Origin of the sequence: Paenarthrobacter sp. CCNWLY172 (assembly GCF_037402035.1) — a bacterium.
Classification (GTDB): Bacteria; Actinomycetota; Actinomycetes; order Actinomycetales; family Micrococcaceae; genus Arthrobacter.
The window spans coordinates 462,084-475,428 of record NZ_JBBEGB010000001.1; the positions used below are offsets into that span (position 1 = coordinate 462,084).

Annotated in this window: 6 protein-coding genes; all 6 read left to right on the top strand. The window is 61.9% G+C overall.

From position 1 onward, the window contains the following. Window positions 1–50: 50 nt before the first annotated feature. Window positions 51–3,950, top strand: coding sequence for a DNA-directed RNA polymerase subunit beta' (locus WBN73_RS02050; protein ID WP_207594242.1), 3,900 nt, complete (start codon window positions 51–53; stop codon window positions 3,948–3,950). A 437-nt stretch (window positions 3,951–4,387) separates the two neighbouring features. After that, window positions 4,388–4,762 carry a 30S ribosomal protein S12 gene (gene rpsL, locus WBN73_RS02055; RefSeq protein ID WP_009358312.1) on the top strand — a complete coding sequence of 125 codons (375 nt, stop codon included), beginning with the start codon at window positions 4,388–4,390 and terminating at the stop codon, window positions 4,760–4,762. Between the two features lies 1 nt (window position 4,763). Beyond that, window positions 4,764–5,234: a 30S ribosomal protein S7 gene (gene rpsG / locus WBN73_RS02060; protein ID WP_003803829.1), complete on the top strand. Its 471-nt coding sequence runs from the start codon at window positions 4,764–4,766 to the stop codon at window positions 5,232–5,234. A 69-nt stretch (window positions 5,235–5,303) separates the two neighbouring features. Further along, on the top strand, window positions 5,304–7,418 hold the full coding sequence (gene fusA / locus WBN73_RS02065) for an elongation factor G (protein ID WP_026539805.1): 2,115 nt from the start codon (window positions 5,304–5,306) through the stop codon (window positions 7,416–7,418). Window positions 7,419–7,649: 231 nt separating this feature from the next. Beyond that, window positions 7,650–8,840, top strand: coding sequence for an elongation factor Tu (tuf, locus tag WBN73_RS02070; protein WP_011775598.1), 1,191 nt, complete (start codon window positions 7,650–7,652; stop codon window positions 8,838–8,840). A gap of 156 nt (window positions 8,841–8,996) precedes the next feature. Further along, window positions 8,997–13,334 carry a hypothetical protein gene (locus WBN73_RS02075; protein WP_337339344.1) on the top strand — a complete coding sequence of 1,446 codons (4,338 nt, stop codon included), beginning with the start codon at window positions 8,997–8,999 and terminating at the stop codon, window positions 13,332–13,334. The last annotated feature ends 11 nt before the right edge of the window (window positions 13,335–13,345 follow it).

The following is a 13,345-nucleotide window of genomic DNA, read 5'->3' on the forward strand; positions in this document are numbered from 1 at the left end:
CCCGTAACCAAGACTTCAGAATTTAGAGAACAAGAGAGAACAGGGACCCTATGTCCAGCGAATCCTCCTTCGGCCTCATGCAGATCGGCCTCGCCACCGCGGAAGACATCCGCGGATGGTCTTACGGTGAGGTCAAGAAGCCGGAAACCATCAACTACCGCACGCTCAAGCCCGAGAAGGACGGCCTCTTCTGCGAGAAGATCTTCGGCCCGTCCCGCGACTGGGAATGCTACTGCGGCAAGTACAAGCGCGTCCGCTTCAAGGGCATCATTTGCGAGCGTTGTGGCGTTGAAGTCACCCGCGCCAAGGTGCGTCGTGAGCGCATGGGCCACATCGAGCTGGCCGCGCCTGTAACGCACATCTGGTACTTCAAGGGCGTTCCCTCGCGCTTGGGCTACCTTCTGGACCTGGCACCGAAGGACCTCGAGAAGGTCATTTACTTCGCTGCCTACATGATCACCAGCGTTGACACCGAAAGCCGTCACGCCGAACTGCCGAACCTCCAGGTTGAGCACGACCTCGAGAAGAAGCAGATGGTGGACAACCGCGACAGCGACATCGCCACGATCGCCCGCGACCTTGAAGACGAGCTTGCCCGTCTTGAAGGTGAAGGCGCCAAGGCTGCCGATAAAAAGAAGGCCCGCGACTCCGCAGACCGCCAGATGGCGAACGTCCGCAAGCGTGCCGACGCCGACATCGAGCGCCTCGAGCAGGTCTGGGACCGCTTCAAGAACCTCAAGGTCGCTGACCTTGAAGGTGACGAAGGCCTGTACCGCGAACTGCGCGACCGTTACGGTCTGTACTTCGAAGGCTCCATGGGTGCCGAAGCCATCAAGAAGCGTCTTGAGACCTTCGACATGCAGGCTGAGGCTGAGTCGCTGCGCGACACCATCCAGAACGGCAAGGGCCAGCGCAAGACGCGTGCCCTGAAGCGCCTGAAGGTTGTCAACGCATTCCTGACCACCAACAACAGCCCGCTCGGCATGGTTCTCGACGCCGTCCCGGTGATCCCGCCGGAACTGCGCCCGATGGTCCAGTTGGACGGTGGCCGCTTCGCGACCTCCGACCTCAACGACCTCTACCGTCGTGTGATCAACCGCAACAACCGACTCAAGCGACTGCTTGACCTCGGTGCTCCGGAGATCATCGTCAACAACGAGAAGCGCATGCTTCAGGAAGCCGTTGACAGCCTCTTCGACAACGGTCGTCGTGGCCGTCCCGTCACGGGTCCGGGCAACCGTCCGCTGAAGTCCCTGAGCGACATGCTCAAGGGCAAGCAGGGTCGTTTCCGCCAGAACCTCCTCGGCAAGCGCGTTGACTACTCCGGCCGTTCGGTCATCGTTGTCGGCCCGCAGCTGAAGCTGCACCAGTGTGGTCTGCCCAAGCAGATGGCCCTGGAGCTCTTCAAGCCGTTCGTGATGAAGCGCCTGGTTGACCTCAACCACGCCCAGAACATCAAGTCGGCAAAGCGCATGGTAGAGCGTTACCGTCCGCAGGTCTGGGACGTGCTGGAAGAGATCATCACCGAACACCCGGTGCTGCTCAACCGTGCACCTACCCTGCACCGCCTCGGCATCCAGGCCTTCGAACCGCAGCTTGTGGAAGGCAAGGCAATCCAGCTTCACCCGCTGGTTTGTGGCGCCTTCAACGCTGACTTCGACGGCGACCAGATGGCAGTCCACCTGCCGCTGAGCCCGGAAGCCCAGGCCGAAGCCCGCATCCTGATGCTGTCCTCGAACAACATCCTGAAGCCGTCCGATGGCCGTCCGGTGACCCTGCCTTCGCAGGATATGATCATCGGTCTGTACCACCTGACCACCAAGCGCGTCGGTTCTGCCGGCGAAGGCCGCATCTTCTCCTCGGTTTCCGAAGCCATCATGGCGTACGACGCCCGTGATCTGCACCTGAATTCCCAGGTCAAGATCCGCCTGGATGACTTTGTGCCTTACGCAGGGTGGGAAGCTCCGGAAGGTTGGGAGCCCGGTCAGCCGGCTCTCGTTGAAACCTCCTTGGGCCAGGTCATCTTCAACCAGACGCTGCCTGAGGACTACCCCTGGGTAGAGGCTGTTGCCGACAAGGGCGAACTGTCCCGGATCGTCAACGACCTCGCAGAGCGCTACCCGAAGGTTGTCACGGCTGCAACGCTGGACAACCTGAAGGACGCCGGCTTCTACTGGGCTACCCGTTCTGGTGTCACGGTTGCCATCTCCGACATCGAGGTGCCTACCTCCAAGCCTGCCATCCTGGCCGGTTACGAGGCCATGGCTGCCAAGATCCAGGGCCAGTACGACAAGGGCCTGATCGACGACGACGAGCGTCGCCAGGAACTGATCGAAATCTGGAACAAGGCAACCAACGAAATCGCCCAGGCGATGCGCGACAGCCTGTCTCCGATGAACACCATCAACCGCATGGTGTCCTCCGGTGCACGTGGTAACTGGATGCAGGTCCGCCAGATCGCGGGTATCCGTGGTCTTGTGGCCAACCCGAAGGGTGAGATCATTCCTCGCCCGATCAAGTCCTCCTACCGCGAGGGCCTGTCGGTTCTGGAATACTTCATCGCCACGCACGGTGCCCGTAAGGGTCTGGCCGATACCGCTCTCCGTACCGCCAACTCGGGTTACCTGACCCGTCGTCTGGTGGACGTTTCGCAGGACGTCATCGTCCGCGAAGAGGACTGTGGTACCGAACGCGGTCTGGTTACCCCGATCGCCGTGCCGGATTCCAACGGTGAGCTCGTCCTGGACGAGAACGTCGAGAACAGCGCCTACGCACGTACGCTGGCTGTCGACGTCGTCGATGCCCAGGGCAACGTCCTGGCTGCCGGCGGCACCGACTGCGGCGACGTCGTTATCGACCAGCTGCTGGCTGCAGGCATCACCGAGGTCAAGGTCCGCTCCGTACTCACCTGTGAGTCCAAGGTCGGCACCTGTGCTCTTTGCTACGGTCGTTCATTGGCCACTGGCAAGACCGTTGACATCGGCGAGGCCGTGGGCATTATTGCCGCACAGTCCATCGGTGAGCCCGGTACCCAGCTGACCATGCGTACGTTCCACACCGGTGGTGCTGTTTCCGCCGGCGGTGGCGACGACATCACCCAGGGTCTGCCCCGTATCCAGGAGCTCTTCGAAGCCCGTACTCCGAAGGGTGTCGCACCGATTGCTGAAGCAGCCGGCCGCATCACCATTGAAGAGTCCGAGCGCCAGATGCGCTTGGTCATCACTCCGGACGATGGTTCCGAAGAGATTGCCTACCCGGTACTGCGCCGTTCACGTCTCCTCATCGAAGATGGCGAGCACGTCAGCGTCGGCCAGAAGCTGATCAACGGTCCGGTGGACCCGAAGCAGGTTCTGCGCATCATGGGTCCGCGTGCTGCACAGAAGTTCCTCGTGGACGAAGTACAGGGCGTTTACCGCAGCCAGGGTATCGGTATCCACGACAAGCACGTCGAGGTTATCGTCCGCCAGATGCTGCGTCGCGTGACCGTCATCGAATCCGGCGACTCCGACCTGCTCCCCGGTGAGCTTGCAGAGCGCGCCCGCTTCGAGGACGAGAACCGCCGCGTCGTGTCCGAGGGCAAGTCCCCGGCTTCGGGTCGTCCGGAACTCATGGGTATCACCAAGGCTTCCTTGGCTACCGAGTCCTGGCTGTCGGCAGCTTCCTTCCAGGAAACCACCCGCGTCCTGACGCAGGCGGCCATGGAAGGCAAGAGCGATCCTCTGCTCGGCCTCAAGGAAAACGTCATCATCGGTAAGCTCATCCCGGCTGGTACGGGCCTGCCCCGCTACACAGAGGTCACTGTGGAGCCGACGGAAGAAGCAAAGGCAAGCCTGTTCACGGGCCCCAGCGCTTTTACCGACTTCTCCTATGACGCACTGGGCGGCGACGGAGCTCCCGAGTTCCACGCCATCCCGCTGGATGACTACGACCTCGGTAACGACTTCCGCTGATCCGTTGTTCGCAAGCCGTCAACGTTGAGTTGACGCGGTAAAAGTCCGGCCCCGTACTCCATGAGTGCGGGGCCGGACCTGTTAACGGCGGCAGCTTTCGCGCGGTCAGCCGGGGGAGTGGAGGACGACGGCGGCAGACGGGTTGCGCCGTCGTCCTCCATACACCCGATTAAGGCCCTAGATCAAGCCGTGCTAGACTTTTGGTAATTGTTCTGTGTGGCAGTGGATGAAGGCCGCCGCAGCATCATTTTGGTTTTGTTCTCATGGTGCTGGGTGGAGCCTGTTTCCGGGTTGCGGGCAACATGCGCAACGAATGCCGCACTTTTGCACGCCTACCGGAGTTTCGGCCGGCTGCACGAGCAACGCCAAAGTTCCCACGTTTACCCAGGCTGGCGCCTGTGTGTGGGGGCAGAGATCAAACAACGGAGAACACGAAAGTGCCTACGATTAACCAGCTGGTCCGCAAGGGCCGCACGCCGAAGGTCTCCAAGACCAAGGCTCCCGCGCTGAAGGGCAGCCCGATGCGCCGCGGTGTTTGCACCCGCGTTTACACCACCACCCCCAAGAAGCCGAACTCGGCTCTCCGTAAGGTGGCACGTGTGCGTCTCAACGGTGGCGTAGAAGTAACCGCCTACATCCCCGGTGTTGGCCACAACCTCCAGGAGCACTCCATCGTGCTCGTCCGTGGTGGTCGTGTGAAGGACCTTCCGGGTGTCCGCTACAAGATCGTCCGCGGCGCACTCGACACCCAGGGTGTCAAGAACCGCAAGCAGGCTCGCAGCCGTTACGGCGCAAAGATGGAGAAGAAGTAATATGCCTCGCAAGGGTCCGGCCCCGAAGCGGCCGCTAGTTTCCGATCCCGTTTACGGCTCCCCGTTGGTCACTCAGCTGATCAACAAGGTTCTGGTCGACGGCAAGAAGTCCACCGCAGAGCGCATCGTTTACGGTGCACTTGAAGGTGCACGTGCCAAGTCCGGCGGCGACCCCGTTGCCGCTCTCAAGAAGGCCATGGACAACGTCAAGCCTTCGCTCGAGGTACGTTCACGCCGTGTTGGTGGCGCTACCTACCAGGTTCCGGTTGAGGTCAAGCCGGGTCGCTCCACTGCCCTCGCTCTGCGTTGGCTCGTGGGCTACTCCAAGGCCCGCCGCGAGAAGACCATGACCGAGCGCCTCCAGAACGAAATCCTGGATGCCTCCAATGGTCTTGGTGCCGCTGTGAAGCGTCGCGAAGACACCCACAAGATGGCCGAGTCCAACAAGGCCTTCGCACACTACCGCTGGTAAAAACTTTCCGGACGCCGCCGGCTCACTGAGCCGGCGGCGAACGTGTAGTCCATCCGAAAGGGAGACCCCGTGGCACAGGACGTGCTTACCGACCTTAATAAGGTCCGCAATATCGGCATCATGGCCCACATCGATGCCGGCAAGACCACCACTACCGAGCGCATCCTGTTCTACACGGGTGTGAACCACAAAATCGGCGAGACGCACGACGGCGCTTCGACGACTGACTGGATGGAACAGGAAAAGGAACGCGGCATCACCATCACGTCTGCCGCCGTGACTTGCTTCTGGGACAAGAACCAGATCAACATCATCGACACCCCGGGCCACGTGGACTTCACGGTTGAGGTTGAGCGCTCCTTGCGCGTCCTCGACGGTGCAGTTGCAGTGTTCGACGGCAAGGAAGGCGTGGAGCCGCAGTCCGAGACTGTTTGGCGCCAGGCTGACAAGTACAACGTTCCGCGTATCTGCTTCGTCAACAAGATGGACAAGCTGGGCGCTGACTTCTACTTCACCGTAGACACCATCATCTCCCGCCTTGGTGCCAAGCCGCTGGTTATGCAGCTGCCCATCGGTGCTGAGAACGACTTCATCGGTGTTGTTGACCTCCTCGAAATGCGCGCCCTGGTTTGGCCTGGCGACGCAAAGGGTGACGTCACCATGGGCGCTTCCTACGAAGTGCAGGAAATCCCGGCGGACCTCCAGGCCAAGGCTGAAGAGTACCGTGCACAGCTCGTAGAGACTGTTGCCGAGGCTTCCGAAGAACTCATGGAGAAGTATCTCGAAGGTGAAGAACTCACCCTTGAGGAACTGAAGGCCGGCATCCGCAAGATGACCATCAACTCCGAGCTCTACCCGGTGTTCTGTGGTTCTGCCTTCAAGAACCGCGGTGTCCAGCCGATGCTTGACGCTGTTGTTGACTTCCTGCCGAACCCGCTCGACGTCCCCCCGATGATCGGTCACGATCCTCGCGACGAAGAGAAGGAACTCACCCGCAAGCCCTCTGCTGACGAGCCGTTCTCGGCCCTCGCCTTCAAGATTGCTGCGCACCCGTTCTTCGGTCAGCTGACCTTCGTCCGCGTGTACTCCGGTCACGTTGAGGCAGGCGCCCAGGTGGTCAACTCCACCAAGGGCAAGAAGGAACGTATCGGCAAGCTGTTCCAGATGCACGCCAACAAGGAAATGCCCGTTGAGGGCGCTACCGCCGGCCACATCTACGCAGCCATCGGTCTGAAGGACACCACCACGGGTGACACCCTGTGCGATGCCAACAACCAGATCGTCCTCGAGTCCATGAGCTTCCCGGAGCCCGTGATCTCGGTTGCCATCGAGCCCAACACCAAGGGTGACCAGGAGAAGCTCTCCACGGCCATCCAGAAGCTCTCCGCTGAGGACCCGACCTTCCAGGTTTCCCTCAACGAAGACACGGGCCAGACCATCATCGCCGGCATGGGCGAGCTCCACCTGGACATCCTGGTGGACCGCATGCGCCGCGAATTCAAGGTTGAGGCAAACGTTGGCAAGCCGCAGGTTGCTTACCGCGAAACCATCAAGCGCGCAGTCGAGCGTCATGACTACACGCACAAGAAGCAGACCGGTGGTTCGGGTCAGTTCGCAAAGATCCAGATCGCGATCGAGCCCATGGACACCGCTTCCGGCGAGCTGTACGCATTCGAGAACAAGGTCACTGGTGGCCGCGTTCCGCGTGAATACATCCCGTCCGTTGACGCTGGTATCCAGGATGCACTGAACGACGGCGTCCTGGCTGGTTACCCGGTTGTCGGCATCAAGGCCACGCTGATTGATGGCGCGTCCCACGATGTAGACTCCTCGGAAATGGCGTTCAAGATCGCCGGACGTATGGCTTTCAAGGAAGCTGCACGCAAGGCGAACCCTGTTCTGCTTGAACCGTTGATGGATGTTGAGGTCCGCACACCTGAGGAATACATGGGTGATGTTATCGGTGACCTGAACGCCCGCCGCGGCCAGATGCAGTCCATGGAAGACGCAGCAGGTGTGAAGGTTATCCGTGCACACGTTCCGCTGTCCGGCATGTTCGGCTACATCGGTGACCTCCGGTCCAAGACCCAGGGTCGCGCTGTGTACTCCATGACGTTCAACAGCTACGCGGAGGTCCCGAAGGCAGTTGCCGACGAGATCATCCAGAAAACCCGCGGCGAGTAATCTCCCGGTAACGGATGCAATTCCGGTATCGGGAAGGCATCTAAGCGCATGAGGCGGGGCTGCGGCGAGAGCCGCGGCCCGGTCCCTGCGCAAACAGGCTCGAGGAACTATTATTGATTCCTGAATCTGCAATTTCACCAAAACCAAGCCCCCAAGTAGACTTGCTAAAGTTTCTGCCGCGAAAAGCGCGGCCGAGGAGCACTTCACTTGAAATCGTTCTAGGAGGAACCTGTGGCAAAGGCAAAGTTCGAGCGGACTAAGCCGCACGTCAACATCGGCACCATTGGTCACGTTGACCACGGTAAGACGACATTGACTGCCGCCATTTCCAAGGTGCTGTACGACCAGTACCCGGATCTCAACGAGCAGCGCGACTTCGCGTCGATTGACTCTGCTCCGGAAGAGCGCCAGCGCGGTATTACCATCAACATCTCCCACGTGGAGTACCAGACCGAGAAGCGCCACTACGCACACGTAGACGCCCCGGGTCACGCTGACTACATCAAGAACATGATCACCGGTGCTGCCCAGATGGACGGCGCAATCCTCGTGGTTGCTGCAACCGATGGTCCGATGGCTCAGACCCGTGAGCACGTTCTGCTCGCCCGCCAGGTTGGCGTTCCCTACCTGCTGGTCGCACTGAACAAGTCCGACATGGTTGATGACGAAGAACTCCTCGACCTCGTCGAAATGGAAGTTCGTGAGCTCCTGAGCTCGCAGGGCTTCGATGGCGATGAGGCTCCGGTTGTTCGCGTTTCCGGCCTCAAGGCTCTGGAAGGCGACCCGGTTTGGGTCAAGTCCGTCCAGGACCTGATGGCAGCAGTCGACGAGTCCGTTCCGGACCCCGTACGTGACCGCGACAAGCCGTTCCTGATGCCGATCGAAGACGTCTTCACGATCACCGGTCGTGGCACCGTTGTTACGGGCCGCGCCGAGCGTGGAACCCTCGCCATCAACTCCGAGGTCGAGATCGTTGGCATCCGCCCGATCCAGAAGACCACGGTTACCGGTATCGAGATGTTCCACAAGCAGCTCGACGAAGCATGGGCCGGCGAGAACTGTGGCCTCCTGCTCCGCGGTCTGAAGCGCGACGATGTCGAGCGTGGCCAGGTTGTCGTCAAGCCGGGTTCAATCACCCCGCACACCGACTTCGAAGCCAACGTTTACATCCTGTCCAAGGACGAAGGCGGACGTCACAACCCGTTCTACTCCAACTACCGCCCGCAGTTCTACTTCCGTACCACGGACGTAACCGGCGTTATCACCCTGCCGGAAGGCACGGAAATGGTTATGCCTGGCGACAACACTGAGATGACCGTTGCGCTCATCCAGCCGATCGCTATGGAAGAGGGCCTCGGCTTCGCTATCCGCGAAGGCGGCCGCACCGTTGGTTCGGGACGTGTCACCAGCATCATCAAGTAGTCACTACTTGTAGATCGGTGACCTTCCGGCTCAACCGGTAGTCATTCAAAAAGGACCCCACCGTTTCGGCGGTGGGGTTCTTTTTGGTACAGTTACTCTATCGATTGGAATAAACGCCGGCGAAATGCCAGATTCCCGTGACATCAAGGAGTAGCCATGGAAGTCCTGCTAGTACTGATACTCCTTGCTGTGACAGCGGCGGTGAGCAGTGCCATCGGTCGAGGCCGGGGCCGGAAAGATGCCGCGGGGACCGCTGCCGCCACAGGTATCGCTGAGCACCGCGCCTACCAGGCAGGCTATCTGGCAGGCCACATGGCCGGCTGGCGCGACGCCGAGGCCAAGATCCACGCTGCAGAGGTGTCGACGCCCCCTCAACCAGCCGCTTCGGCTCCGATAACCTACAGGGCCGGGCCCGCCGTGACGCCTGCATCAGCACCACTGCATCCACCGACGCACGTGGCGGCGCCCTTCCCAGCGCAGGCCCCCAAGCCGCCGTCGGGCGTTCAACCTCCCGCAGTCCCGCAGCGTCCCGTTATGGCCACACAGCCGCAGTGGGCAGCGGGCCAGCAGGTACCGATACGTCGGGAAACTCCCGAGGCAGCCGCGGCCCGTAAGGCCAAACGCGACCAACAAAACATCAACGTCACGCTCTATGTAGCCAGTCTTCTCTTGGTCGCCGCGGGTGCCCTCTTTGTGGGGACAAGCCTTCCTGCACTTTTCCGCTTTGCAGGTATCTGCTTCATCACCACCCTGTTCTACGTTGCCGGTTTGGTCATCCATGCCAAAATGCCGCGGTTGCGTCCAGCCGCGGTCGCCTTCGTCGGCACGGGTTTGGCGCTCATTCCCGTGACGGGCCTTGCCATGTACAACTTTGTGCTGCCCAACGGTCCGGCCGCGTGGCTGGTCACCTCACTGCTGGGAACAGCTGTATATGCGTACACCGCGGTTCGCCTGGACAACAAGGTCCTGGCCTTCCTTTCCCTGAGCTTCGTTGTCTCTACCGCGTGGTCCGGAGTTTCCGTGCTGGGCGGCGCTTTGGTCTGGTACTTCACTGCGCTGATCGGAGTCGCCATCGTCCTGACCCTGGGTGCGCTGATTCGTCCGCGGTGGTTGCCACCGCTTTATGTCCGTCCGCTGATGGTGCTCCATCCCTATGTAGTGCCCTTGGTGGCGCTTGCGGTCACGGTCACGCCTCACCTCCTGGCCAAGGGTGAGTACCCGCTGGTCATGCTGATGTGCGGCATGTACTTCGCCGTAATGGCCTTCATTCCACAGGCCCGGTACAGACTGCAGCACGCCTACGGAGCGCGCGCAACGCTGACGTTGGCGTTGCTGGGAGTGGTTTGGGACGCCACCTCGGACGTCAGTGCAGTGATGCTTGCGGCAGTCATTTGCTGTGGAGTCCAGTCCCTGGGAGTTGCGCTCGGGGGTAAGGGGCTGAAGCTGCGGCACTGGTGGTACGACGCCTTGTCCTGCCTGGGCCTTCAATTGGCGACGGCAGCCATCCTGACAGTGGTCTTGGCCCTCGGGGCTTATGACTTGCCCGCCTATGTTCCACTCAGCGTGACCATGGTGACCGCCATGGTGGTGGGCTGGAAGTTGCGCCACGGCACCGAGTTCGCGCCCGGCGTCGTCCTCGCGGTGTCCCTGCCGTTCATGGGTCTGTTGGGCGCATGGCCGGTGTCGGCGCTCCTGGCGTCTGCCGCACTGTACTGGTCAGTGCGGGCGGCTGCTCATCCGGCATCCTTCCGTCAGCCATTGGTGCTTGCAGCACGACTTGCCGTGACGGTGGCAGCGCCTACCGCGGCTGCCGGTGTTTTTGCCGAAAGCCCGGACAGGATTGCCCTTTCCTTGGTAGCACTTGTGGCTGCGGCTGGAGTGCAGCAACTGGTCAGCGCCTGGCTTGAACGTGCTGGAGTCCACCTTTTGGTTCCGCAGGCGACCCTTGCTGGATTCGGTGGGCTCGCAGTAGCGGGCTTGCTCGTCCTGCCGTTCGTGGACCGAGCTGCGGGTCATCCCCTCGTAGGGACCGCGGTGCTGTTGGTGTTGTTCGCAGGTGCAGCCTCAGGTGCTTTGATGTTCCCGCCCACCCGGCAAAGCAAGGCCAGCGTCGGGTCCTGGCGTCCTACCCTGGGCGAGGTCCTGGCCCCGGCTACGGCCATCGTTGCAGGCGTGGTGGCATCGGCCACGGTGTCGCTGGCGCTGGGCAACGTGGTCCTCCTGGTAGCGGTTGCCTACTTCGCCGCGACCGCCATCCGAATGCCTGTTTCCTCCCACCGCCAGTCCTATTGGTGGCTTGCTCGGGCTGCAGGTACCGTCCTGGCCGGTTCTGCCTACTTTGACGCGATGCAGCATGGCTTCAGCTTCAGCGTGGCTGGCGAGCTACCCAAGGTGGCCTTGGTCGTAGCTGCAGCGGGGGCCCTGCAGCTGGTCCTTCCCTTGCAGCAAAGCAGCCGCAGGCGCTTCCCCCGTGCATCCGTGGTCGACGCCGGAGCGGTGGTGACCGTGATGGCGGGAGCCGCCACCGTCCTGACGGTTTCCATGGCCTCAGGGGAGCAATTCCTGCGCGGAGGCTGGCAGCCTGGGGTTGCAGCAATCGCGACGGCACTTGCGGCAATTCTCTGCGGCGTAGTCCTGCGCCGGCATTCGGCAGCATGGCTTTTCGCGCCGGCGGCATTGGTGTTGCTTCTGGCTCTACGGCTCGGAAGTGTGCGGGATGTTGAGATCCTGCTGGGACTCTTCGCGGCCTACAGCGGCTTCATGGTGGCAGCGGCAAAGGGCCGTTTAGTACGGGGCGCCTACATGCTGGGACTCCGTGTTTTGTCTTTGGCCTTCATTGGCGTGCTGGTGGGGGATCTTTCCGGGTCGACCACCACCGTCTCCATGACCTTGGCTGTCGTCCTCGTGCTGCAGCATGCCGTGACCTGGATCCAGAGAAGCCGTGGGGTGGACATCGCCTTCCAGCAGGCCATGGTGTGGGGTACTCTGGCTGCCCAGCTCCTTCTGCCCGCGGCCTACCTGCTGGCAGGGACCTACAACGGCGGCGGCCGTTGGGTGGTCCTTATCGAGTTGGGACTCTGCGCGGCATCCGCTATGATCGCTTGGCGTCTTCTGGGAATCCAGGGAATCCAATACTTCGGTATCCCTGCCGTGGTCGGGGGCGTGATTGCTTCCGGTCCGTCCTTGACGTTCCCGTCGGGCACCTGGTTGTACCAGCCACTGCTGGACAGGGCCCAGGTACCGGTGGTGCTCCTGGGGCTCGCAGCCGTGCTCGTCGTTGTCCGGGTTGTGCGTGCCACGGTCCGTCCCGGACAAGGTGCCGCCGGCCACGTTGCGGAGCGCTGGTTCTGGTTCATTGCTGCAGTGGCGTTCGTCGTCACCGGTGGTCTGTTGACCCTTGCCGTGTCCTACGCCCTGGCTGGGCTGGCAGTGCTGGTCCTTGCGTCCGTGCTGTTCGCTGCCTCGCACGTTGAGCACTTGCCCGCCCTCTACCTCGGCGCCGCGCCGTCCATGCTGGTTGGTGCCGTTCCCGCCGTCGAAGGTTTGCTGAGGGACATGGCGCCGGGAGTATGGAGCGACTACGCACCATGGCTGGTGGGTGGTGTTGGAACAGCAGTGCTTCTTTACGCGGTGAAGCGGCTCGGAGGAGCAGCAATCAGCGGGGAACCGCTGAGGCGAAACGCCCTGACGGGAACAGCAGCCGTGGCGCTCGCGTCGTCGGCCGCCATTGGTTTGATCAGCGATGAGACATCATGGGTCGGTTTTTTCCTGGTGGTCGCGACCGGTGCGCTGGTAGTTGTTGAGATACCGTACGGCAAGTGGCTTGCTGGAGAAATTGCGGCGCTGGCGTCTTTAGCCGCCCTCCAGCGTGCGGTGCTGTTCGTGGGCGACACTGGGCCGGACTGGTTCTGGACCGTGCAGTGGTACGTCCTGGCCGGGGCTGTTTTAGCAGGGCTGCGCTACATGAGAAAGCAGCGGAGCGAAGGTCTGCTTCGGCTGGTCCTTGCCGCGGGCGCCCTGTCTTTGACATCCTTGGGGACCATCTTTGGCGGAACAGCCCCGCAGCAGTTGTATGTGCTGGTGGGCCACGCGGTGCTTCTGGTCGCCGGGTTGCTGCTGGCCGAACGGGCCATGGTGTGGTGGGGCGCCGTGGGCGTTGCCCTCAGTGTCATGTGGGCGTTGCGCTCGTACGCGTTCGCCATGCTGGCGCTGGTTGCCCTGGCGTTGATTGTCCTGGCAGTGTGGCGCCTGAACCGGAAGCCGCAGCTGCCCGGTGGTGTTCCGCCGCAGAACTTTGCGCCCGGGGGTGTTCCGCCGCAGAACTTTGCGCCGGGTGGTGTTCCGCCGCAGAACTTTGCGCCGGGCGCCGCCAGTACCGACGGCTTCAACCGGGGCAATGCTTCACCCGACAGTGCTCACCCCGACGGTGTCTACCCGGGCAATGCTTCGCCCGGTAATGCCCCGTGGGGACAGGACAGGGACGGAATCCGATAATCTGGCAGTCT

Bases quoted from the DNA above. Each gene is read 5' to 3' on its own strand.
- WBN73_RS02075 (WP_337339344.1), top strand. From the start codon at position 8,997: ATGGAAGTCCTGCTAGTACTGATACTCCTTGCTGTGACAGCGGCGGTG.
- rpsG (WP_003803829.1), top strand. From the start codon at position 4,764: ATGCCTCGCAAGGGTCCGGCCCCGAAGCGGCCGCTAGTTTCCGATCCC.
- WBN73_RS02050 (WP_207594242.1), top strand. From the start codon at position 51: ATGTCCAGCGAATCCTCCTTCGGCCTCATGCAGATCGGCCTCGCCACC.